The following is a 23,835-nucleotide window of genomic DNA, read 5'->3' on the forward strand; positions in this document are numbered from 1 at the left end:
GAAATTGAGCAGAGGCTTATAGTATTGTTTTATTTATACATGTAAAAATTTGGTTGAAAAATTAGCCCTATTTCTTCACATTTGTATCATAGTGTATGCTAAAAAGTGTAACGATAGGCTAAAGAGATTTGGCTATTTTTGCTCTTAAGTGCAGCCGAATTTTCCCAATAATAGGCCTTTCCCACATCTGTGAAGACTCTATCTCTATCACCTTTTTCAAAATCATAGCGGGTTAAAGCATAGGAGACAATAATGTTTTGATGTGTACTGAGCTGATAGGTCGTTCCAAAATGGAGGGAAACCATGGATGTATCATTAAAATGACTGTTTTCGACAAAAGGGCGTTTATGATGTATATCTGTATATGAAACGTTCATAAATGGGCTGTATTGTAGGCTAGAATCGAAGATAAAATCGTCGTATTGATACGATGTTCCCATACCAATATAAGGTCCTTTGTACTCTTGCTCAAATGTGATCAGTAATCCTCCGTATCCTATCTTATCAAACTCGAAATAGTACCCATCATAAATTCCGAAACCATTATAGCTTTGAAATTTGGCCTTTTCATCTTTATACCCAAGGCTAACCCATAGGGGGAGATCTTCAAAAAGATTCAAAGAATACTTCAATCCAATATCCAAAAGCGAAACATTGGTGTTTTTAGTCTCTTCGTGGTGTGACCACATTGATAGTATCGTAGGGTCATCCTCTAACCAATCGTAATCATCCATTAAACTATTATTGTTTGAAATATTTTTTTTATACTCAATGTAAGTTTCTAAAGTATTATTTATCTTATAGCGTGTTTCTACACCTAATAGCTTGACATTTTTTGCTTTCCATACAAGTTCACTAACTTTTCTATTTACATCCATATCATAAAGATATTCGTTGGTGGTTGAATTAAACATAGATAATGAAACACCAAGCGTTAAGCCCTGAAAATCGTACTCTTCTTTTTGGAGAACATTTTCCGTTGCAAGCAAAGAACTTGCAGTTAGTATAAAAGTTAAAAGTAAATTTTTACAGTTCATAGACTTAACTCCTTGTTCCTAAAAGTATAACAATTTATTTTTAAAGTAATAAATATTCAAATTTTGCATCTCAAAAATTATACATTATTAAAAAGGTAGATATAATTGACATTAATAGGTGTTTGTGGTATTATTGTGACAATTTTACAACAAGGAGTTTTACCATGACATTTAACTATGCTTTTTTTCATGGTAGAATAAAGCTTGTTTTATGCCTCATGCGTTGCTGCTAATATACTAAAATATTTCCAAAACCTTCAAAAAAATTTCATTTTGATCTAAAATTTACGATCAAATCACACAGAATAAGAGATACGAATAATGAAAAAAGAAATAAAATACGAATTAAAATACGGGCGCATTAGCCCTATAACCGAACTTCCCGATAGACAACGTTTTCTCAATACATTGGAGCATTCCAATGCCAACAAACTAGCCCTTTTAAATATTAATGGCTTTTGGAATTTCAACCATGTATTTGGCTACAGTGTTGGTGATGAGATCTTAAAAATCATCTCTGGACGCTTACAAAAACGCTTCCCAAACTCCGTTGTTTTTCACTTAGGTGGCGATAACTTTGCGGTACTTGCAGGTAAAGAAGTGGGCAAAGAAGCCTTTTTACAAGCCATAAATGCGTGTATGTGGTATTTTGGGTATTCTCCTATTGAGATTGAAGAAGAGAAAATTTACGTTGCGATTCGCGTGGGCGTTGCCATCGACTATGTTGATCTTTTTCTCAATGCCGAATTTGCCATCAAACAAGCCAAGCGCATCGGCAAGGACATCGTGGTCTATGATTCATCCAGTGTCACACTGTGCCGACCAACCCATACGAGTGCTAGAGCAGACTTGGAGTGGCAAAAAGCGATTCGCCAAGCATTGCTCAAAGATCGCTTTGAGGTGTACGCGCAAAGCATTCAAGGTGGTAAAGTCAAAAAGTTTGAGTGCTTGGTGCGTATGAAAAGCACTAACGGTGGGGTCATCTCTCCGTATCAGTTTTTGGCACATGCCAAAAAGGCGCATCTGTACACGAGCATCACCAAAGTGGTCGTTCAAAAATCATTTGAGTTTTTTGCCGACAAAGAGGCAGAGTTTTCCATCAACCTGACACTGAGCGACATACTCGATCAAGAGACGACCAATTTTATCATCGAAAAAATGAACGCTCACCGAGTCGCCAATCGTTTGACGATAGAGCTTGTGGAGAGTGAAAACATCGAAAATCACCCTGAGGTTTTTGCATTTCTCTCGATACTCAAAAAACACGGTGTGAAAATCGCCATCGATGACTTTGGTACAGGCTATTCGAACTTTGAGTATGTGGTCAAGCTTCAAGCCGATTACATCAAGATCGACGGTTCGCTCATTCGCAACATCAACAAAAACGCCACACACCGAGCTGTGGTCGAAGCTATCGTCACCTTTGCGAAAAAAGTGGGGATGCAAACGGTCGCGGAGTTTGTCTCAGACTACGACATTTACGAAGCGTGCCAAGAGCAGAAAATCGACTACTTTCAAGGCTATCTCTGGAGCGAGCCTCAGCCGTTGCATAAGCTGAATTTGTGAGAGGAAAGTGGCTAGAGATAGCCACTTTTTGTTTTTATATGCCTTGATTTCTTAATCATCAAAATCTTTTGAAAGCATCATTGATGCAACTGAGGCCTCTACTAAACTACCATTGTCTGATATTGTTCTAGCCATTCTATATCCAACATCACGATACTTTTCTAAACTTTTACTTAGCTGTGTAACGCTTTGTGTATTAATAACCATTCGAATAGCAGTACCTTTAAAATTAGTAGGAATATCTTTTTTTGACCCTTTTTGTAATAATAAACCACTTTCTCCACTACAAATAAAAAAGCTACCTCCATTTCTACATATTCTGTTAGTCATATATAATCCAAAACCAGAGTTTTGCCAAATATTTTTTTTATTCTTTGTAACGCCTTTATACATTTTCCCTGATATGCTAGGCATAAGAGCTAATTGTAAAGCCTCTCTATCATTATTAATATTTAAATAGGGGTTTTTTGATAAAGAATTTTTAACTCCTATGCCAGAGTCTAACACTACAATTTCAACTTTATGTTTTGTAGGCCAATACTGAGCACAATATTCTAGTATTTTTGAGTCAGAGTGCTCAACTACATTTCTCATAATTTCACGAAATGAAAATGTAAGGGTATCAACCAAGTTAGATTCTTCTTGCCTAGTTAGCATTTTTGCAAAAGAGTTAGAACGGTTTTCTATAGTTTGCCCTACATGTTCGTAAGTATCAATTGCTTCTTGCCTAAGGTCTTCAACATTTAAAATGGTGAGAGGAAGATATGTAGTACTTCCATTAGCTTCACCAGGAGCATTTCCATGTTTCAATCCAAAAGCTCTGAAAAATCCCATATGCGCGGCATAATCATGATTTTCATGATTCATAGCTTCAAAACTAGTCTCATGTCTTGAATCTCGAAAACGTTTAATTTCTGTTGCAACATAAGCCATAGAAAAAGGTTCAATATTTTTTAAATTAACAAAATTAAATATAAATTTTTCTACAATTGGTTGACTCCATAAACCATTGCAAAATTCTATTGCATGTAGTAAATCTAAGTTACTAGGAAGTCTTATTTCAATTTCCATATTCATTCCTTGTCTATATATATAAAACTTGATTTATTATAACAAAAATTATCACAGCTCTTTTTCACTCCACAAATATTCCACACACGCCCTCTATACTTTCCCTATAACTTTACAAGGAGTGCGTGATGAAGAAGATTTTAGGTGTGTTTTTAGCGGTGGCGTTGAGCCTTAGTGCTGTTTTCGCGGCAGATGCTTTGTCTAAAAAAGGAATGGCTGGTCCATTAGAAGTGGAGTATAGCAGTGAAAAGCCACTCTCTCAGGGCATGAACATGATCAACATCAAAGTCAAAGAGAATGGCAAAGAGATCAAAGATGCGAAAGTAAGCGTAACGGCTGCGATGCCAGCAATGCCAGGCATGCCAGCAATGGAGCAAATTTCCGATGCAATGTTCGTCAATGGTGCGTATATGGCGCATGTTGTGCTTTCAATGAACGGTACATGGCAGCTTAACATCGTCATCGAAACAGTTGATGGTAAAAAACAACGCTTAAAATCAAGCGTAAACCTCTAATGAAACGCGTCATTTTAATGCTCGTAGCCCTCACGGGCTACGCTTTGGCGCAAAGCGAGTTGACCTCTTTAGCCTACAGTCATAATTATGAGTTAAAAGCGTTAGAGGCAGAGGTGAGCGCACTTGAAAAAGAGGTTGATATAAGCAAGATTTGGGAAAACCCTATGCTCTCTCTTGGGGTCAACGACATCTTTTTAAATGAGCCTCTCACACGAAATAAAGAAGCCCAAAATGAGGCGATTTCGCTTTCTCAGAAGATTCCAACGGGTGGAAAGCTCGACATCAAAGAGTCGATTGCCTTGCAAGATTTGGCGATTAAAAAGCTGGAGCTGAGAGCCAAAAAACTCGAAATGCAACGTGAAATTGGCGTGTTGGAGCAAAGTTACATCCGCATCAACCAAGACCTTTCTTTAGTCACAAAGTATGAAAAAGTGTTGGAAGACCTGAAAAATGCTCACCTCTCGTATAACACCACGAGCGCGCACTATGTCGATACATTGAACAATACAATTTTACAAAAAAATCTTGCCATTGAGAAAAAGACACTGCTTCGCGATAAAGCTTCCATAGAGCGAAAGCTAGAGAGCATCATCGTTACGCAAATGCCTGAGATGAGAGCACATGAGGGCTTGTTACCTTATAAACTGAGCGACGAAGAGAAGCTTTTGGAAAAATCACCCAAGCTTCAAGTTCAAAATATGCAAAGTGCCAAAGAGCTGTTGAACTTGCGTTATGAAAAAGCGAACAAAACACCCGATGTAACGGTAAGTTTGGGTTACAACCGAAGGCAAGGCAGAGATGACTACGCCTTTATAGGTGTTTCCGTACCGCTTCCGATTTACGGCAAAGAGAATGCCTCCATCCAAAAAGCCACACTCACCCATGCCGCGTCCGAACAGAGTGTGCAGTCGGTGCATAAAAGTTTGCTGTTTGAGCTAAGAGATGAACTTCTTAACAAAGAGCTTCAGTACGACAAAATCTCGCTTGCCAAAGAAGTTTTGCATGAGAATGAGAAGATGTACCAAGTGCTTCAAAGCACGGCTCTTAGCCAAAATGAAGCACTGTTAAGCCTTCTCAATGTACTCAGTCAAATCATTGAAGCACAAAAACAGATCAACGCTAACACGTTCGCGTATAACGAGTCTATCATCAAAATCTACACCCTTTTAGGAGTCGAGCTATGAAATACACCCATCTCATTTTAGGGGCACTTTTACTTTTCGGTGCCACGCTTGATGCCAAGCAGATTTTCAATGTCAAAACCATCGAAGTCAAAAAAGTGTTGGAAGGCTCTGCCAAAGAGTTTTACGGTTACACCAAAGCGAACGAAGAGAGTGTCAAAGAGGTAAGCTTGCGTTATGACGCGTTTATCGAAACACTGTATGTGAACAAGAGCTTTACCAGCGTTAAAAAAGGCGAACCACTCGCAAAGCTCTATTCGCAAGAGATTTATACCGCGGAGCTTGAACTTATCAACGCGCTACGCATCAAAAGTGACAGCATGGTTCAGAGCATTACCCAAAAGCTCAAACTTTTAGGGGTCGATGAAAAGACCATCCAGAAGATCATCGCCGATAAAAACGTGCCTGAAAACATCACCATTGTTTCGCCCTACAGTGGCATCGTAACGGCAAAAGCGGTCAATCAAGGTGCGTTCGTTCCCAAAGGAACCAAACTCTACGAGATCAGCGACTACACAAACTTATGGCTCATCGTCAAAGTGTATGAAAAAGACCTTGAGTTTGTCAAAACGGCTCAAAGTGCTGACATCTTTTTTGATATGCGTGCAAAGCCTTACAAAGCCAAAATTGATTTTATCTACCCAAAAGTCGACCCGCAAACGAAAAGCGTGGACGTGCGCTTAGTCATTGAAAACAAAGACCTTGAGATTTACGAAAACGCATTCGCCAAAGCGCGTTTTGGAACAGCCAAGCGAGAGTATTTAGCCCTTCCAAAAAGTGCGGTGATGACCAAAGGTGCGAAGACGAGCGTGTTTGTCAAAGGCGAATTTGAGGGCGAATACGAGCCACGCGAGATCGAAGCGAAACGCCTTAACAACGACACTTTTGAAATTATCAAAGGGTTAAAAGAGGGCGATATGGTTGTCTCAAACGCGCTCTTTATGTTTGATGCCGATGCCCAAAATAACGCAGGGGCGATGAAATGATCGAGAGTATCATTGAAAAAAGCGTCAAAAACAAGGCGCTTCTTCTCTTAACTTTACTCATTGCAGCATTTCTGTCATTCTGGGCGATTCGGCAGACACCACTGGACGCATTGCCAGACCTCACGCCACCGCAAGTCATTGTCAATGTGAAGTACTTGGGGCAATCGCCAAAAATCATCCAAGATCAACTCGTTTACGAACTGACCAATGCGTTGCTCTCGGTCGCAAAAACCAAAACTGTGCGTGCGTTTACCTCGTATGAAAATGCCATTGTTTACATCATTTTCGAGGATGGCACCGACCTTTACTGGGCGCGAGACAGGGTCAATGAAGTCATCCAAAATGTCTCTAAAAATGCTCCCAAAAACGCAACCATCAAGCTAGGTCCTGATGCCACGGGTATTGGTTGGGCGTTTGAGTATGCACTAACATCACAAAACAGAAGTTTAGATGAGCTTCGAAGCATTCAAGATTATCTCTACCGTTATGCGCTTTTAGGCGTTGAAGGGGTGAGTGAAGTGGCGAGTGTGGGTGGTTTTGTGAAAGACTATGAAGTCACATTACGCCAAGACGCACTCTACAAATATGACCTAAGCATCGACGATCTTATGGGGGCACTCTCCAAAAACAACAGTGACCTAGGCGGGCGAGTAGTGCTTGAAAATGGCTTTGAGCAGATCATCCAAGCCAGAGGTTTTGCCTCCTCGTTGGAAGACCTTTCAAACATCACCATCAAAACGGTGGGTGGCATTCCACTCAAGCTCTCTGACATCGCGGATGTGCGTGTTGTCCCCACCTACCGAAGTGGTTTAGCAGAACTTAACGGTGAGGGCGAAGTGGTCGGAGGCGTTGTGGTTGTGCGCCACAAAGAGAATGCTTACAAGGTGATTCAGGCGGTCAAAGAGAAGCTAGAATCTTTACATGTAAACGATGTGGAAGTGGTCACAACGTACGATAGAAGCGATCTCATCACCAAAGCGATCAACAACCTCAAACGCGCCCTTTTGGAAGAGAGCATCGTTGTTTTGGCGGTGGTTATGCTTTTCTTACTTCACTTTAGAAGCGCATTGGTTGTCATCATTGTTCTGCCACTCACCATTGCTCTGACTTTTTTGGCGATGAAGCTTTTTGGGTTGGAGTCGAACATAATGAGTTTAGGTGGCATAGCCATTGCTATTGGTGCGATGGTCGATGCGTGTATCGTGATGATTGAAAATGTGCATAAAAAGCTTTCGCACGGCGAGCCTAAAAGTGAAGAAGAGCGCAAAGCTATCATCATCGCTTCGTCCAAACAAGTCGGTCGCCCGATCTTTTTTGCGCTTTTGCTTATTGTGGTGAGTTTCTTACCGATTTTTGCTCTCTCTGGGCAAGAAGGGGCGCTCTTTAAGCCGTTGGCATATACCAAAACCTTTGCGATGCTCATCGGTGCGGTACTTTCCATCACCCTTGTTCCGCTTTTGATGCTCTTTTTTATCAAAGGCAAAATCCTTGAAGAGCATAAAAATCCGCTCAATAACCTTTTTATTTGGCTGTATGCACCGCTTTTAAAACTGCATATGCGTTTTTGGTATGTCGCTATAGCCCTATTTATGGGCTTTTTGGTGCTGGGGTATCACACTTATACCAAACAGCGTTGGGAGTTTATGCCACCACTCAATGAGCAGACGTTTATGTACATGCCCGTCACTCCATTTGGTATCAGCATAGAGATGGCAAAAGAGTACGCGCAAAAGAGCAATGAAGTCATCAAAAGTTTTCCCGAAGTGCTCAGTACCTTTGCCAAAGCAGGGCGAGCGGAGAGTGCAACAGACCCAGCTCCCCTTTCGATGATCGAGACCATCATACAGCTTAAACCCAAAGAGCAGTGGAGAGAGGGCATGACGTATGAGAAGCTTCGTGATGAGATGAACGAACAGCTTCAAATGTTGGGGCTGACAAACTCATGGACATACCCGATTCGAGGGCGCATCGACATGCTCATAACAGGCATACGAACCCCTCTTGGCATCAAACTCTACGGCGACAATGACCAAGCGTTGGAAGAGAGTGCAAACAAAATCGCCAGTGTGCTTGCAAACTACGAGGGAACCAAAAGCATTTTTGCGGACAAAGCGAACAGTGGTTACTACCTCAATATGACGCTAAAGCCTGAAAATATCGCATCTTATGGTCTTACCAAAGAGGAAATTTTAAACTTCGTTGACAACGCCATCGGTGGCTCGAAAGTCACGACCTTTTACCAAGGCATTGAGCGTTATGCGATCACGCTAAGACTTGAAGAAGAGAGCCGCAAAGATATCAATGCCATCAGTGAGCTGACCATCAAAACGCCGTATGGTTTCCAACGCCTCGGGCACTTTGTGGAACTTAGCTACGACGTAGGTGCGAGTGAGCTCAAGTCTGAAATGGGCAAAAAAGTGAACTACATCTACATCACGCTCAAAGAGGGCTTTTCGTCTAAAACCTATAAAGAGGAAGCCAATAAAATTCTAAAAGAGAGTGTAGAGCTTCCAACAGGTTTTTACATCGGTTGGGCAGGGGAGAGCGAGTACCTAGAGAGTGCCATGGAGCGCTTGCAGTTTATTCTTCCGCTCACGCTTTTGGTCACGTTTGTGCTGATCTACCTCGGTCTTGGATCGTTTAAAAATGCACTTTTGGTCTTTTTGACCTTGCCGCTTGCCGCTGTGGGTGGGTTTTTGTATGTGGATTATCTCAACTTCAACCTCTCCATTGCCGTCATTGTAGGCTTTTTGGCACTTATCGGCATCGCGGTGGAAACGGCGATTGTGATGATTATTTATCTTGAAGAAGCCATTTTACATGTAAAAGAAAGAACGGCAAAAAATATTCAAGAAGCCATCTTTGAAGGCGCGGTGCTGAGAGTCCGCCCGAAACTGATGACCGTGTTTGCCATCCTTGGAGGACTTTTACCGATTATGTGGTTGGATGGTGTCGGAAGTGAAGTCATGCAACGCATCGCCGCCCCGATGATCGGTGGTGTGGTAAGTTCGGCTATATTGACGCTTTTAGTGATTCCTGTATTGTATTATCGGATGCGGAAAATTGAGGAGTGAGAAGGTTTACATGTAAGGAAAAATCCTTACATGTAAAAGCATTTTTCACCTTGACATATCATGATATTATCATTATAATATCTACATGAAAACGCTCACATTTGAATGGGATCAAGTCAAAGCAGAATCAAACATCAAAAAACATGGCATCTCATTTGAAGAAGCCAAAACAATTTTTGATGATGACAACGCAAGGTTTATGCTTGACCCTGACCATTCTGAGAAAGAAGAGCGATTTATCTTGCTGGGGATGAGTTACACACTCAAAATTTTGACGGTTGTTCATTGTTACAGAGATAATGAAGGTGTCATCCGAATCATCTCCGCACGAAAATCAACCAAAAATGAAGCAAATCAATATAAGGAGTTTTTATCATGAAAAAAGAGTACGATTTTAGCCAATCTGTTAAAAATCCTTACGCAAAAAAGGTTAAAAAACAGATTTCACTTAATGTGGATATTGAGACCATTGACTACTTTAAAGCCCTTTCTGCCAAAGTAGGAATGCCTTATCAAACGCTGATTAACTCATTTTTGATGGACTGCGCGCAAAGGCATGTTGAGCCTAAAATTCAGTGGTGAGTTTAGTAAATAGAAGAAAAAGTAAAAGTTTAGCTCTATTTGAGTATTGAAAGGAATTCAATGTTAGATATACTGAAAATAGAACAGTGGGAAAAGTATGTAAGGTCTATTCTAGACAAACCTACATTTAGCGATTGGATAGCAATCTTAGGGGTTATTGTTGCTATAATAATTCCTGTATGTATACATTTTCTTGGTTCAAGCAAGGTAAAACAAGAAATCAATTCTACCAAGATAAAAAATGAAATAAATTCTGCTTTAATTGAATTCCAAAGTAATCTACAGCAAATTAAATATGTAAGGGAAAAGTATAATCCAGGAAATGTTTACTTAGGAACACAAGATGGTATATTAGATGCTGTTGATAAGCTAAATGCCTACCATAAAGAAATGCATGAACCTGTAAAATTTGAAAAAATTTACCAATTAACAAAAGATTATGGTAAGAAAAAAACAAATGATAGACTTTCTGAAGTTTCAATTCTTGTTAAAGATAAAACAATGGCACTTACTTTGTATGTTGCATCCATAAAGCCAGCTCAAATAAATGGACAACAAGAATTTGATAAAATCAATAATAAGTATATTAGTTTGGTCAATGAAGTTTCATCTGCTTATGCTGAATATCACGGTTTTATACAAGGCTTGACACTTGAAGATTTTGAGTATTAGTAAAAAAGGCTAAACTCTAAACTTTTGCAAATCTAAGGTTTAAACCTTTCTTTTATTATTCCAAAAAATCACCATTATTTCTGCGAAATCCCTACAAATTGGCTCAATATTCTCTGCAAACTTCCCTCTTCAACCTCTTTTTGAGGTGTTGTGACAATCTCTCTGGGTGCGACAATGGCTCCTAGTCTTGAAAACTGGGTTCGCATGGCGTTACAGACGTCATTGCCGCCACTTCCTGAGTGGGTGGCGAGTTGGACGTATTTGAGCGCAAAGAGTTCTCTAAAACTCTCACTGCTTCTGGATAACCATGCGATGACATTGGTAAGGGACGGTGGAATGGAGTAGTTGTATTCGGGCGATACCACGATGTACCCTTTGGCGTTTTTTATGGTGTTTGAAAGCTCCGTGATTTTGCTTGGGATGCCATCATTGGTCTCTTTGGAAGAGTCATATAGGGTGATGTTTAAATCGACCAGATTGATGATTTGACTTTGAACGCCTTGTGTTTCTAGATTTTTTTCTATCCTTCGTGCCAATTGCATATTTTCATTGAGACTTGCAACTAATATTAAATACATAATCAATCCTTATTGAGATAGCGTTGGAATTATTATATGACTAACATATGTCAGGGTCAAGAATAAAACGTTGCAAATTCACTCACTGCAATGCGCGGTGTTCGGTAGCTGTTGATAAGCGCTTCTTTATCTTCGTATCCTAATGCGATGCCGCAGAGCAGAAGCTTATGGGCTTCGATGTCTAGTTCTTGTTTGACGATACTTGGAAACTCAGCTAAAGCGGCTTGTGGGCAAGTTGCTAAGCCTTTTTCTACGCAACTTAGCATAATGGATTGCAAAAACATACCATAGTCGAGGTATGAGCCTTTTTCTAAACTTGCGTCGATAAAAAAGTAGAGTACGACAGGAGCATCAAAGGCGCGGTAGTTAAGCTTCCACTGCTCCATCTGTCTTACCTTGTCTTCTTTGGAAATGCTAAGTGTGCTGTACATCAACAGTCCTGTCTCTTTGCGCCTGCTTTTATAAGGCTCTTCCCACATGGAAGGGTAGTACGCATAGTCCATGACTTCTTTATGCCCGTTTTCAAACGCTTCGATGACTTTTTGCTCCAGCGTGCGTTTTTTTTCACCACTCACAACACAAACGTGCCACGGTTGCATGTTGACACCAGAGGGCGCATATTTGGCATCTTCAAGGATCTCTTTTATAACCTCTTGTGGCACTGCTTTGGGTAAAAAAGCGCGTGTGGATTTTCTCATTTTGAGTGCTTCAGATACATTCATGGCATTGCCTTTAGGTGTATTGTTGGTGCTTCATTGTACGAAACTTTTTTGAAATTAAATGAAATAGTTTAAAACTAACCTCCATTTTTTATTCTGAACACGTTTTTAAAGCAAAGCTCTAAAAACTACGTTAACACTGGGTTTTCCTCGGCGGAATGCCCACGCACCCTTGGTGCTTTCAATAGTGTGTGGTTATAAATAAGATATAATTCTTCTTTGTTTAAAGGATGTAACGTGGCTTCTGCAGTTGATTTTTCCATCATGGCGATTTTTCTTCCCACCTTCTTTTTTGTCTCCGTAACACCTGGAATGTGCATGACACTTGCGATGAGCCTTGGCATGAGCATTGGGCTAAAGCGTACGTTTTACATGATGGCAGGGGAACTTGTCGGTGTGGGGATTGTCGCACTCTCTTCAGTTGTGGGAGTGGCGACTATTATGATAAAACATCCCGATATTTTTACGATTTTTAAGTACGCGGGTGGGCTCTATTTGGGTTATTTGGGTGTGCAACTTTGGCTCAATCGTGGCAAGATGGCACTCTCTAAAACGGAGACTTCTGTCTCTATCTCGGCGACGTCATTAGCGGTTCAAGGCTTTGTTACGGCGATTGCTAACCCTAAAGGTTGGGCATTTTTTATCGCACTCCTTCCACCCTTCATTAACCAAACGAAGGCACTTATTCCTCAAATTTCGGTGCTTTTAGCGATTATTTTAACCCTTGAATTTATCTGTATGATTATCTACGCCAGTGGTGGCAATACCTTGCGTAAATTTTTGCAAAAAGGTGACAATGTTAGGCTGATGAACCGCATTGCAGGGACATTGATGTTAGGCGTTGGGGTTTGGTTAGCCCTTGGATAATCTTTACATGTAAAGAGACAAAGCTACGTTTCTAGCTTTGTCTCTTTGAAAAAAATCACGCTATTGGAAACTATTCGCCAACGCACTCATTTCTTTCTCAAACGCTAGAAATTTTTGAGCCAGTTGTTTTTTTAACGCATCTTTCTCTTTTTTTGTTAAAAACGAATAGTTGATGCTGTTGTAGACATATTCTTTAATGGTCTCATAGCTTGGATGGTAACGACTGGCAAGCAGGACGTATTCATGGCTTAGGTTATTTCTGGAAACGCCTGAATCGTCCGTAGAGATGACGATAGGTACGCCATACTTGGCATAGATAGAGTAGGGGTGTTCACTGCCTGCAACTCCTAAGATAAAGTCATTGCTTGTGAGGTTGATCTCAATAGCAACTTCGTTTTTTTTGAGGTTTTGAAGGAGGGCAATGGAGTTTTTTTCATACGGCAGATCAACCCCATGACCGATGCGTTCAGCCCCAGCAATGTTGCGTGCTTCATTGATGTGAAAGAGAAGCTCTTTTGGCTCAACCATACCTAGGGTAAGCTCACCTGCATGCAGTGAACGATGCACATTGGGATATTTACCGTTGAGGAAGGCGAACATACGCATATGAAGTGTATAGTCATCAATCGCTACAACGCTATTTTCAGGTGCTACAATGTTGACACCTACGATTAAAGGGGAGTTTTTTGCTGCTGCATAGCCTGAAAGAAGGTCAGTAAACACTTGTAATGGTTCGTTGCCTCTTGATGCATAGGTTTGGTAACGCATCGTAAAGTTTGCATCATCGATACCTTGGTGTAAGCTATTTAATGAATTTACAAACATTTGTACTTTTGTATTAAAGGCTTTGGCGTTGTTTTTGGTATAAATAAAGATGATTTCATCTAATACTTTGTTGAGGTCTTCTGATTTGGGATTGTTGCGAAGTCTGTCATTGTACGATTTGATCTGATTGGCATTGAAATACGTTGTACAGTCGACGCCCACACGAGAAAGCATTGTTTCAACGTACATAACGTTTTCATCGATAGCACGCTGTTTGATAATCTTGAGACCTTCTTGCATCTTTTCTTTGTCTCCAGAAATGGGTCCAAAGTAACCAAAGGTATTGAAGAAGTTGCTATCGGGAGGAAGTTGCTCATGGAAGTGATTGTCATAGTCTTTGTCTGACCATAGTGTGAGGAGTTTGCGGTAATTTTTATCATCCACTCTCAGCGCATCGACAGTAATGACATTGTTGTCTCCACTATTTTTAGTTTGGACGATTTTAAAAGTATTGGTGTCTATAAACCAGCCTCTTGCTTTGACCCAGTCGAGGTATGTTTCAACGTAAAGTGAGCCTGTATAGTGGTGATGCAGATCGCCACCTTTGGGCATTTGGGTGAAAAAGAGGTTGAGCATTGCCACATTTGGCTTTCCATCTTTAAACATACGCTCATAAAAAACAGATGTCACGTTCATGTCGTTGGGGGTGATAACCTGATCGTGTGATGAGGTGACCGAAGGTGTTGTTGGAGTAGTACAGCCCGAAAAAAAGCTCAGAAGAATGATAAAGGCTAAATTCCCAAAATAGCGCATGGTAGCTCCTTATAAGTGAAGATTTTATAACTAAATTTGGATGAAGGCTATCGGTTTAATTTTTCGATTCGTTCATTTGCTTGGGTAATACGCTCAAATGAAATGGTACCATTTTTTACTTGTTCAAGGATGGTTTCTACGATCTCATCGGTTTTGGTGGTTGAGAGCTGATTGCCAAAGAGTAGCATGTCAATGCCCGAATTAATCGCAAGCGTGACCGCATCTTTGAGGCTATAGTACTTTGCAATTGCTTCCATCTGCAAATCATCGCTGATTAACACACCCGTGTAGTGCATTTTTTCACGCAAGAGTTGGGTGTTAATTGCATACGAGAGTGTTGCGGGGTAGGCTTTGTCCAGTTTTGCATTGTAAACATGGGCAGACATTATCATCTTAATCGTGTTCGAGGCAATGAGCTTTTCATAAGGAGCTAACTCTTTTTCACTCCACGTATGGGTTACATCAACAAATCCTAGATGCGAATCATTCAGAGATGAGCCGTGCCCTGGAAAATGCTTTAGTACGCTGATAACGCCGTTTTGAGAGAGTGCTTCTATAAACACTTGGGCGTATTGGGTGACTGTTTCGCTTTCGTTTCCATAAGAGCGCTCCAGCCCAACGATGACTTTATTGTCAGGGTTTACTGCCAAGTCTACCACAGGTCCAAAGTCGCAGTTGATGCCATTTTCTTTGAGCATTCGTCCCATTTGGCTGTAAACGTTGTAAGCATTTTCAAGTGATGTTTTGGAAAGTGCGGTAGCAGAAGGTGTCTCTGCAAAACCGTAGCTTGGTTTAAGCCGTGCTACTTTACCACCCTCTTGGTCGATGGAGATAAGCAAAGGTTTTTTGGAGTAGCGTTTAAGTTGCTTTGTGAGTTCTTGTAGCCCCGCAGGCGAGCTGATGTTTTTGATGCGATTTCGCTCTTTGTAGAAGCGATCAAATAAAATAACACCACCGAGTTCATAAGTTTGTAGCTCTTTAACGATGGTACTTTGCGAATCAATCGTCGCATCATCAAAGCCGACAACGAGCATTCGTCCTATCATTTTTTTTAGAACAGCATCTTCGGGCATTGCCTGAAGGGGAAGCATACAGAGTAAAAGAAGCATAAAAAATTGAACCATGTTACGCACGCATACCCTTTGTGGTTTTTAGAAAATTATAGCGAAGTTAGTGTTTTTTGGGTTTAAATCTGACCGCTTGATGCAGAGGGTTCTCAATGCAGGTGAGTTGATACGCTATCATCGCATGAAACGGTGTAAGAAATGCTTCTAGTTTGGCGTGTTCTATCGTCTCTATCTGCCATTTTGTAAGCAACTCTAAAACGGTGAGCGTGGACTCGATGGTCGAGAGACAATACTCTAGTGGTTGCTCTTTGATCTTGAACTCCGAACGCTTTGTGGCGTCAAAACTGATATGAGAAAGAGTGTGCAAGTTCTTACTCTCACGCATCATTTTCAACGAACACGCCCATGTCGAGTCAATGAGAAAAATCGCCATCGGTTTTTTAACTTCTAAAACATTTTCACCCCGTGGATGGTGATGGCTGAGGTTGATGGCATGTTTTGAAGGGTAGAGAACAAAACTCTCATGTGTCGCGATAATCTCGTTGATGCGCGCACACTCACTAAAGTCAATACCCATAAAAAGCTCAGAATTAGGAAGTGAAAGATGGGTAAGATGTCCTGTACCATTTTTGGTCTTTTTAAACTCTTTGGGGTGCATCAAGACGATAAATTTGGTCTGGGTGTCTATGGGACGAATATGGCTACACATACACGAACTTTTGGGTCTATGACACTTATAACATTTCGCTCTATCACCGTAAATCGTCTGCATTGTTCACCTTAAAATAATGGGGGATTATACTAAAATATCATGCCTTGTGGTCTATTTAAGTCCAACTCTTATAAAATGAAAGCGTAATACAGCGTCAACAAAAAGGGCAGTTTGTGTAAAATTGCTTTTACATGTAAGAATGTGTTATGACCCAAAAAATTTATAAGGAAGTGGCGTAAATGATTAAAAAGAGTCTTATTTTCCTCCTACCTCTCATGCTATGTGCAAGTGTTTTGCACGACACCATCAATACTGCAACGAGCGTAACTTCAGGAATACAGCAAGTGAATGCTGAAAATGGGATACCCCCAATCAATATTTTGGCAAGAGCAAAAGAATCACTCAGTCTTGGCGTGAATCAAGCTGTTTTAGTGCTGGGAAAAGAAGAAGGGTTTTTGAACAATCGTGCTTCTCGAATTCAACTTCCCTCATCGTTAAAGACAGTTGCAACCGTGGTTGAAAATCTTGGTGGGAAATCGTATGTGGATGATTTTGTTAAAACAATGAACGCCGCTGCGACAAAAGCTATTCCAAAAACAGCTTCCATCTTAAATGACACCATCGCTTCGATGAGCATTGAAGAGGCTCAGGCTATCGCTAGTGGAAAAGAGACGACTACGGCAGATTATTTGAAAAGCAAATCTGGCACAAAACTGCTTGGGGCAATTACGCCTATCGTTAACGAAAGCATCAAGGAAAATTATGTGATGCGTTTATGTCAAAGTCTCAAATCATTTGTTGACAGAATAGTAGCTTTTATGACCGACAATGCTCTGGTGAAACAATTTCCAGCAATTGCTAAATTTTTTGGAATAGATAATGTAGCGCCGAGTAAAAATGAAAATCTGGATGAATACATAGCACAGAAAACACTGGATGGGCTCTTCAGTATCATTGCAGAAAAAGAAAAAGCTTTACGAAGTAATCCGCTAGGCATTGGAAATAAAATTACGCAATAGCCATTGTAAGAGAAACTATTTTGGTAAGAGAAGATAAGTATTTTTTATTCTCTCTTGCCAAATAGTCTTGTATTAATTCAAGTAGCTAAAACTTAGTGACGTGTAATTTCTTTGTAAATTTTCACCGCCAATGCTACCGCTTCTTCTTTTTCGTGAGCAGGAAGACTTGGGAAAAAAGCGCTTAACCCTTCTTTATGGTTGGTCTCAAAAAACTCGATCATCAAAGCGTAACCGATGATGAAACCATCTTTTTGCTCGAAATTTTCACGAAACCGTTTCAGCAATTTACCCCTAGCATGTACCCATTTGATAAGAAATTTTTTGATAAGTTCTTTATGTTTTTGAAGAGAGTTTTGAATCTCTAGTATTTCTTTAAACGTGGTAAATGTGTTGATAATGTTCAATAAAAGGCTAATATTCGCCGCTTGCATCTGCTCTGAAAAGGCAATAGATGTGAGTTCTAATTTTTCGATAATGTAGGCTTCTATCTCATCCAAATCGCTTGATTGTTCGATGAAAAGTTTGAGGCTTTCGGCGTTGATGTCGATGTTTTCAAACCCTTGTTTGGAGATGTTTTCAACGTAGTTATGAATGTCAAGTTTGAGCCTGCTAAATTCATCGTCGGCAATTTCAAGAATGCTGGCAATGCGTGAGAATTTTCTACGGAACTCCCTAGGAACGGCGATGTTGGACTTGTAGCCTATGTCGTGTTCTATCTCTGCCCATGCGTGTTGGAGAATGGTTCGCACTTGGATTTCAAATTTGAGATTTTTGTAGTTTTTATACTCTCTGAGCTGCGCTCTTTCATCGTTGATGGAGCAGATGATGTGGTAAGAGAGGTAACCAAAGCGGTCAGGGTCTAGAATTTTCTTTTTGTCGATGGAGTTTATTTCGTCTATTTTGAACTCTTTAAAGATAAGATTGACAATTTTTTCAACATCGATTTCAAAATAGCTGATAATGCGACAACCCACAATATCGGTGATCTCGTCTAAGTTTTGGTACTTGTTTTTACCGTCTATTTTTTTCGATAAACTGTTTTTTTCTTTGACTCGGTTTTCAATGGAGTGGTACGAGATTTTCTCTTGGTCAAGTAGTTCTTTGAGTAAGATGTCCATTTTGTCGCTAAAGCTTTCATACTGCTTGAGCTCTTTTTCAAACTCGGCGATGAGATGATGTTTGTTGTTTTCCATACTAAATCCTTTCCAAATGCCTTAGCGCAAGTGATACATAGAATTATTTTATAGTATGCGAGCTTAATATCGTAAGCGACGAAAGATAAAATAGTCTGATCGAAACTTTTCCCTTAGGACAAAGAACACCACCACCTTTATCTTTTCTCTCTTTAAGCTCAACTCCTATACAATTAAAGTGTATCAACCAACTTCACAAAGGAGAGAGCATGGCAAAAGGTAAAGATGTTAAAAAAGAAGTTAAAAAGAAACCTGAGAAGTCTTTAAAAGAGAAGCGTGAAGAGAAAAAAGCGAAAAAAGCTTAGTCTATCAATCTATCTTAAAGAGGGTGAGCTTGACTCACCCTTCCTCTATTTTAAAATACCCACTGAAAATTTATTGACCTCATTTTGAGGGTTTCCTTGCGCAAATGCTACGATGTTTTCAAATGCCATTTTAAAATAGTTTTCGTAGTTTGTATGTTCCACATAGCCTAGATGAGGTGTACATAAAGCGTTGGGCAACGATAAAAGAGGCTCATCTGCCAACATGGCAGGCTCTTTCTCAAAGACATCAACGGCAGCACGTTTGTTAGGGTTTTGTGCAAGCGTTCTATAAAGTGCTTCTTGTTCAATGAGTTCTGAGCGGCTGATGTTGACAAACAGTGAATGAGGTTTCATGGCATCGAGGTCTGCTTGGGTGACACAGCGCTTGGTTGCGTCGGTGAGTTTTAAATGCACGGAGAGAATGTCTGAAGTGGCAAAAAATTCTGCTTTAGTATTGGCTACTTCAAAACCGTCCTCTTTGGCTTTTAGCCTCGATGGCTCACTGCCCCAAACGAGAATGTTCATACCAAACACTTTGCCAAATTGCGCGATGCGCTGACCGATGTTGCCATAACCCCAAATCCCCAGTGTGAGACCATTCAGTGCTCGACCCAGTCCTAGTGTGCCTGAATTTTGCCATGCGTCATGACTAAGATGCGTCGCATAAGGCACAATGTTGCGTGACGCCGCCAAAATCAATGCCCAACAAAGCTCGGAAGGCGCAATGGGAGAGCCTACGCCATCACACACCAAAATGCGATGTTGGGTGCACGCATCAAGGTCGATGTGGTTGCCAGCTTTCGCTGTTTGCGCGATGATTTTTAAATGAGGGAGTTGTGCTAAAAGCTCCTTCGTGATGGGCGTTCGTTCACGAATCAGCACCAATGCTTCCGCCTCGCCAATCTTGGAAGCCAGTTCCTGCGTGTTGGCATACGAGGTGGTTAAAACACGAACATCATGTTCGTTCAAAAGCGAAAAGCACGCAAGGTTACGTACTACATCTTGATAGTCATCGAGAATCACAATTTTCACAGGAACTCCTTTACGGGGTAAGGCTTAAATACGGCATTATAACAAAGTGGGTGGTGTTTGCATGTAAAGCGTTGAAAGGAGAGACTGGCTTTGAGTCCAGTCTCGTTACGTTGAAGGTTATCCTGTGATGTATGGGTAAATAAATTTAATCCACGGAAGACCAATGAGCAAAAAGACGCCCAAATAAATAGCACCAAAAATGGCCCCGAGTCTCCAAAACTCTGGTCCTGTGACGTATCCGCTGGCAAACCAAACGGGGCTGTGACCTGTTCCATACGGGGTTAAAACACCCATGATACCCATAGGGAGCAGTAACATCAACATCGTTTGAGAAGGGTCGGTGTTGGGAATAGAAATGGCTAAAACCGTAAAAAGACCTACCATTGCCGTAACGTATGCGGTTCCTGATGCAAAGAAATAACGAAGCACACTAAACGCAACGATAAGTCCAAGTACAGCCATAAAAGGGGTTAAGCCATGCAAATAGCTTCCTGTTGCTTTGGCAATCCACTCCAAAAAGCCGACGTTTTTAAGACCTGCTGCCATCGTGACGAGGGTTGCAAACCATGTCAAAACATTCCATGCAGGTTTATTTCCTAAAAAGTCATTCCATGCGATGATTTTTGCCGCGATCATCAAAACAATGACAATCAACGCGGTAGTCGTAGCATTGATACCAAAAAAATCACTGCCTATCCACAAAACCAAAGCAAGTACAGAAATAGAAAGCATAAAAAGCTCCCCTCTGCTGATTTTACCTAGTTTTGCTAACTCCTCGCCTGCCCATTTTGAAATAATGGGTGAGCCTTTAATCTCAGGTGGATAAATCCACAATGCCAAAATCGGAGTGATGGCAAACAGCACAAGACCCACAGGTGCAAACGCAAGGAACCACCCCATCCAACTCACCGAATGCGCACCTGCTTTTGAGGCTAGTTCAAGTGCCAGAGGGTTTGGCGCTTGACCCGTTAAAAAGATGGAACTCGAAACGCAGGTGGTGGCAAGCGAAACCCAAACAAGGTACGCACCAATTTTACGAGCATCTTTTTCAGGGTAGCTCTCAAACATAGGGGGAATACTTGTCACAATCGGGTAAATAGTTCCGCCACTGCGTGCGGCGTTACTCGGTATAAAAGGCGCTAAAACAAGATCGGCTAAGGCGATAGCGTAACCAAGTCCTAGGGTCGATGTGCCAAGTTTATTGACCAATAAAAAAGCGATTCGTTTACCAAGCCCACTGTTGTGGTAGCCAATACCTATCATGAAAGCCGCAAAGATAAGCCATACAACAGAATTGGAAAAACCACTTAATCCCCAATCAACAGCAGCCGCTGACTTAATAACGGCTCCATCTTTACCAGAACCCACAGGTCCTACTTTAAATAAAACGGCTAAAACAACCGCGATTATACCAATAAGTGCAGGCGGAATAGGCTCTAAAATAAGACCTACGACAAGCCCCGCAAAAATGCTGGTATAAAGCCATGCATTAGCACTGAGCCCCTCTGGAATAGGACACATAAAAACCAAGAGCCCTATAACAACAGGTGCTAAAAGCTTTACATAATAGGTGTAATTACTGCTGGCTTCCATTTAAAACCTCCTTAAGTTAATTTATTAATTGACCAAACCGAATCAAGTGTAGCACAATAACGACGAAATATGTCAAAAAAATGTCATTGTGAGGGGATACTATTTCATGCAGTAACATATCGATAGGAAGCATAAAAAAGTACAAAGGTACTATTACATTATAAAATTACAGTAAGGGTATTTTAAGTGCATTACTTTTATACTTCATTTATAATTTAAAAATAAAGAGAGCAGATGAAAAAAATTGTTTTAATCGCCAATGTTGTTTTAAAAGATGGGAAAAATGAAGGTGTACTAGAAGCACTTAAAGCGTTGCATAAAGCAACCCACCAAGAAGACGAAGGCTGTTTGCAGTACGATCTTCACACAGACAGAGAAAAAGAAAATGTTTATACTTTCATCGAGACATGGGAAAGCGAAGCACTTTTGGCTGAACATATGGAAAAAGCCCATTTTAAGGCATTTCAAACAGCGCTTGAAGGTAAAGTTGAGAGTATGTCACTTCAAAGATTAGAGAAGATTTTATAGGAGAAATTATGGAAAATCTAACAATCAAGCAACTGCAAAACCGAAAATCCATCCGTCAATTTACGGGAGAGCCTATCAGTGAAGCAGACTTGGAGCTCATCTTTCAAACAGCACAACGTGCACCAACGTCTATCAATGGTCAACAAATAAGCCTTATCTACACACGCGATAAGGAAAAATTAAAACAGATAGCCCATATGTGCAATGAACAAGCGCACATTGCCACGGCGGAGGTTTTTGTGGGGATCGTCATCGACTTCAACCGCACCAGTGCGATTGTGGAGAGCGTGGGGCGAAACCACATCATCGAGCAGAGTGCGGAGGGTATCATGGTGGGCGCTGTGGATGCGGGCATTATGCTTATGCAACTCCAAGCGGCTGCCGAAGCGCTCGGTTATGGCACAACAGCCATCGGTGCGGTACGTGGAAAATCCGATGAGATGGTGAAGTTTTTCAACCTTGCCCCTAAGACCTTTTTAGCCGTAGGATGCACCATCGGTGTACCCACTGAAAAAGCCAAAACTGCCCCTTTAAAACCACGCATCGCGCTGGATACGTTTGTGATGCAAGACACATACGACAGTGACAAAGTACGTAAGGGAGCATTGGCGTATGAAGAGACACTTAAAACGTTTCGTGACACAACAGGAAGTGGTTCGATGCCGACGTACGCCGAGATTACATCCAATTACTATGCCGATATTTACTACCGAAAAACAGGCAAGACGTTAGTGGCACAAGGGTTCGCGTTTAAGGACGAATAAGCACTCCATTAACGTATCGATGCCAAATCTATGAAAATGAAATACTAGTCAACGCTTCTAAAACTGGACTGATGCTACATTTTAGAAGTGTTGAAGGATGTTAGAAAAAGAGTGAAGACCAAAACACTCAGCAAAAACTCTCCTACTATCTTGGCGAAAATACCTTGCTAGACCGCTTCACCCTTCTTGGCTGGGATCCCTTTATTAACATAGAATACGGAAGCTCCGCCTATCAAGAAAGCACACTCAACCAACGCTTTGAAATCTACAAAACCCAAACAGGCTTTGTGGTACGAAGAGTTCCTTTAGTGCAGGGTACAAATACAATGCAGAAATGATTTTTTAGTTTGCAAGGCTTGGGATGAAGTATAATTAGCTTTACATGTAAAAGTTGAGAGAGTATAAATGGATAAAGAGACTTTAGAAATTATAAAAGCTATACAAGAAAAGCGCAAGAAAGAGTTAGATACCGATATCTCGATTTATGAAAATTTTAATGCAATGTATTTTTTTGATAATGCAAGATTACGTAAAATTATAGAGAGTACTGATGGTGCAAAAATAAATTTTAAATTACAAGATATTGAATTTATAATTGAAAGACTAGATAAAACTATCTTTAAATTTGAAACTATTGGAACGCAATACCTCGAAATTCAAGATGAATGTCTTGTGGATGATTTTACGGAGTATTGTTATTTATATAGTTCTTATGTTTCAACAATAGTTGATATTTATAGATATCTAGAACAGAATTATCAAATCCAAAATAATAATCTCAGAGAAAAAATTTTTGGTGATGATGGTTTGGGTGAGCATAATATCATTCATCAAGTAATTCGCAATAGTTCTTTGCACGGAAAGCTTTACAAACCTTCATGGTCTATTCATTATACTTTTGAACCTCATACAAAAAAGATAACAATTATCTTATCAAAAGATTCAATATTGACTAACCGTAATTGTAATCAAAAAGGTAAGATCTATTTAGAAAGATATAGTGATGATATCGATATTATAGAAATTTTCAAATCTTACTTAGAAAAAGTTAAAATGCTTTTTGAAATATATAAAAAAATAGTTTATCAACAATATGAAAATGAATTATCTATATATCAACAATATGAAAACCAACTCAATGAATTACATCAAAAAATAAAAAATAGTTTAGAAAATAGAGCTGTGAAATAGTTTAT

23 protein-coding genes are annotated in these 23,835 nt (G+C 40.4%); 13 read left to right on the forward strand and 10 right to left on the reverse strand.

Features of this window, described 5'->3' with window-relative positions; all coding sequences use genetic code 11:
- Nucleotides 1-98: 98 nt before the first annotated feature.
- The gene (locus V7Q04_RS09710) at nucleotides 99-1,037 is read right to left on the reverse strand and encodes an omptin family outer membrane protease (RefSeq protein ID WP_333804846.1); all 939 of its coding nucleotides are present in this window, start codon (nucleotides 1,035-1,037) and stop codon (nucleotides 99-101) included.
- 321 nt (nucleotides 1,038-1,358) lie between these two features.
- Here V7Q04_RS09710 and V7Q04_RS09715 point away from each other — a divergent pair, with 321 nt between their 5' ends.
- Complete coding sequence (locus V7Q04_RS09715) at nucleotides 1,359-2,603, forward strand: EAL domain-containing protein (protein WP_333804847.1); 1,245 nt, start codon at nucleotides 1,359-1,361, stop codon at nucleotides 2,601-2,603.
- A gap of 51 nt (nucleotides 2,604-2,654) precedes the next feature.
- Here the strand turns inward: V7Q04_RS09715 and V7Q04_RS09720 are convergent, their stop codons facing one another.
- A complete protein-coding gene (locus V7Q04_RS09720) occupies nucleotides 2,655-3,674 on the reverse strand; it encodes a hypothetical protein (protein WP_333804848.1) in 1,020 nt (339 codons plus the stop codon).
- Between the two features lie 128 nt (nucleotides 3,675-3,802).
- Here V7Q04_RS09720 and V7Q04_RS09725 point away from each other — a divergent pair, with 128 nt between their 5' ends.
- From V7Q04_RS09725 to V7Q04_RS09755, 7 genes are all read left to right on the forward strand, one after another.
- The gene (locus V7Q04_RS09725; protein WP_333804849.1) at nucleotides 3,803-4,189 is read left to right on the forward strand and encodes a FixH family protein; all 387 of its coding nucleotides are present in this window, start codon (nucleotides 3,803-3,805) and stop codon (nucleotides 4,187-4,189) included.
- Nucleotides 4,189-5,373 (forward strand): TolC family protein, encoded by a 1,185-nt coding sequence (locus tag V7Q04_RS09730; protein ID WP_333804850.1) that lies wholly within the window; start codon nucleotides 4,189-4,191, stop codon nucleotides 5,371-5,373. The genes V7Q04_RS09725 and V7Q04_RS09730 overlap by 1 nt, the downstream gene beginning before the upstream one ends.
- Entirely contained in the window at nucleotides 5,370-6,356 is a 987-nt protein-coding gene (locus V7Q04_RS09735; RefSeq protein ID WP_333804852.1) for an efflux RND transporter periplasmic adaptor subunit, read from the forward strand. Before V7Q04_RS09730 ends, V7Q04_RS09735 begins: the two co-directional genes overlap by 4 nt.
- Nucleotides 6,353-9,430, forward strand: a complete 3,078-nt coding sequence (locus tag V7Q04_RS09740) for an efflux RND transporter permease subunit (RefSeq protein WP_333804853.1) — start codon at nucleotides 6,353-6,355, stop codon at nucleotides 9,428-9,430. The genes V7Q04_RS09735 and V7Q04_RS09740 overlap by 4 nt, the downstream gene beginning before the upstream one ends.
- 85 nt (nucleotides 9,431-9,515) lie before the next feature.
- Entirely contained in the window at nucleotides 9,516-9,809 is a 294-nt protein-coding gene (locus V7Q04_RS09745; RefSeq protein ID WP_333804854.1) for a BrnT family toxin, read from the forward strand.
- Complete coding sequence (locus tag V7Q04_RS09750; protein ID WP_333804856.1) at nucleotides 9,806-10,012, forward strand: BrnA antitoxin family protein; 207 nt, start codon at nucleotides 9,806-9,808, stop codon at nucleotides 10,010-10,012. Before V7Q04_RS09745 ends, V7Q04_RS09750 begins: the two co-directional genes overlap by 4 nt.
- A 60-nt stretch (nucleotides 10,013-10,072) precedes the next feature.
- On the forward strand, nucleotides 10,073-10,684 hold the full coding sequence (locus tag V7Q04_RS09755) for a hypothetical protein (RefSeq protein WP_333804857.1): 612 nt from the start codon (nucleotides 10,073-10,075) through the stop codon (nucleotides 10,682-10,684).
- Nucleotides 10,685-10,758: 74 nt separating this feature from the next.
- Here the strand turns inward: V7Q04_RS09755 and V7Q04_RS09760 are convergent, their stop codons facing one another.
- On the reverse strand, nucleotides 10,759-11,262 hold the full coding sequence (locus tag V7Q04_RS09760; protein WP_333804858.1) for an NADPH-dependent FMN reductase: 504 nt from the start codon (nucleotides 11,260-11,262) through the stop codon (nucleotides 10,759-10,761).
- Between the two features lie 56 nt (nucleotides 11,263-11,318).
- Complete coding sequence (locus V7Q04_RS09765; protein ID WP_333804859.1) at nucleotides 11,319-11,984, reverse strand: nitroreductase; 666 nt, start codon at nucleotides 11,982-11,984, stop codon at nucleotides 11,319-11,321.
- A 234-nt stretch (nucleotides 11,985-12,218) separates the two neighbouring features.
- On the opposite strand from V7Q04_RS09765, the gene V7Q04_RS09770 reads away from it, so the two are divergent.
- Nucleotides 12,219-12,848, forward strand: coding sequence for a LysE family translocator (locus tag V7Q04_RS09770; RefSeq protein WP_333804861.1), 630 nt, complete (start codon nucleotides 12,219-12,221; stop codon nucleotides 12,846-12,848).
- A gap of 60 nt (nucleotides 12,849-12,908) precedes the next feature.
- Here the strand turns inward: V7Q04_RS09770 and V7Q04_RS09775 are convergent, their stop codons facing one another.
- Genes V7Q04_RS09775 through V7Q04_RS09785 form a run of 3 tightly spaced genes read right to left on the reverse strand, consistent with a single transcriptional unit; the run spans nucleotide 12,909 to nucleotide 16,265 of the window.
- Nucleotides 12,909-14,426 (reverse strand): hypothetical protein, encoded by a 1,518-nt coding sequence (locus V7Q04_RS09775; RefSeq protein WP_333804863.1) that lies wholly within the window; start codon nucleotides 14,424-14,426, stop codon nucleotides 12,909-12,911.
- A gap of 47 nt (nucleotides 14,427-14,473) precedes the next feature.
- A complete protein-coding gene (locus V7Q04_RS09780) occupies nucleotides 14,474-15,550 on the reverse strand; it encodes a glycoside hydrolase family 3 protein (RefSeq protein WP_333805060.1) in 1,077 nt (358 codons plus the stop codon).
- Between the two features lie 46 nt (nucleotides 15,551-15,596).
- The gene (locus V7Q04_RS09785; RefSeq protein WP_333804864.1) at nucleotides 15,597-16,265 is read right to left on the reverse strand and encodes a tRNA-uridine aminocarboxypropyltransferase; all 669 of its coding nucleotides are present in this window, start codon (nucleotides 16,263-16,265) and stop codon (nucleotides 15,597-15,599) included.
- 179 nt (nucleotides 16,266-16,444) lie between these two features.
- Here V7Q04_RS09785 and V7Q04_RS09790 point away from each other — a divergent pair, with 179 nt between their 5' ends.
- A complete protein-coding gene (locus tag V7Q04_RS09790; RefSeq protein WP_333804865.1) occupies nucleotides 16,445-17,224 on the forward strand; it encodes a DUF4197 domain-containing protein in 780 nt (259 codons plus the stop codon).
- A gap of 92 nt (nucleotides 17,225-17,316) precedes the next feature.
- On the opposite strand, the gene V7Q04_RS09795 is transcribed toward V7Q04_RS09790, so the two are convergent.
- The 3 genes from V7Q04_RS09795 to V7Q04_RS09805 form a co-directional block, all read right to left on the reverse strand.
- Nucleotides 17,317-18,417 carry a GTP pyrophosphokinase gene (locus V7Q04_RS09795; RefSeq protein ID WP_333804866.1) on the reverse strand — a complete coding sequence of 367 codons (1,101 nt, stop codon included), beginning with the start codon at nucleotides 18,415-18,417 and terminating at the stop codon, nucleotides 17,317-17,319.
- A 350-nt stretch (nucleotides 18,418-18,767) separates the two neighbouring features.
- Nucleotides 18,768-19,754 carry a D-2-hydroxyacid dehydrogenase family protein gene (locus V7Q04_RS09800; RefSeq protein ID WP_333804867.1) on the reverse strand — a complete coding sequence of 329 codons (987 nt, stop codon included), beginning with the start codon at nucleotides 19,752-19,754 and terminating at the stop codon, nucleotides 18,768-18,770.
- Between the two features lie 117 nt (nucleotides 19,755-19,871).
- Complete coding sequence (locus V7Q04_RS09805) at nucleotides 19,872-21,347, reverse strand: DASS family sodium-coupled anion symporter (RefSeq protein WP_333804868.1); 1,476 nt, start codon at nucleotides 21,345-21,347, stop codon at nucleotides 19,872-19,874.
- Between the two features lie 234 nt (nucleotides 21,348-21,581).
- Here V7Q04_RS09805 and V7Q04_RS09810 point away from each other — a divergent pair, with 234 nt between their 5' ends.
- The 3 genes from V7Q04_RS09810 to V7Q04_RS09820 all read left to right on the forward strand — a co-directional run bounded on the left by V7Q04_RS09810 (nucleotide 21,582) and on the right by V7Q04_RS09820 (nucleotide 23,830).
- The gene (locus V7Q04_RS09810; RefSeq protein WP_333804869.1) at nucleotides 21,582-21,875 is read left to right on the forward strand and encodes a putative quinol monooxygenase; all 294 of its coding nucleotides are present in this window, start codon (nucleotides 21,582-21,584) and stop codon (nucleotides 21,873-21,875) included.
- A gap of 8 nt (nucleotides 21,876-21,883) precedes the next feature.
- Nucleotides 21,884-22,639, forward strand: a complete 756-nt coding sequence (locus V7Q04_RS09815; protein ID WP_333804871.1) for a nitroreductase family protein — start codon at nucleotides 21,884-21,886, stop codon at nucleotides 22,637-22,639.
- A gap of 405 nt (nucleotides 22,640-23,044) precedes the next feature.
- On the forward strand, nucleotides 23,045-23,830 hold the full coding sequence (locus tag V7Q04_RS09820) for a hypothetical protein (RefSeq protein WP_333804872.1): 786 nt from the start codon (nucleotides 23,045-23,047) through the stop codon (nucleotides 23,828-23,830).
- The last annotated feature ends 5 nt before the right edge of the window (nucleotides 23,831-23,835 follow it).

Source organism: Sulfurospirillum sp. (assembly GCF_036802865.1).
Classification (GTDB): Bacteria; Campylobacterota; Campylobacteria; order Campylobacterales; family Sulfurospirillaceae; genus Sulfurospirillum.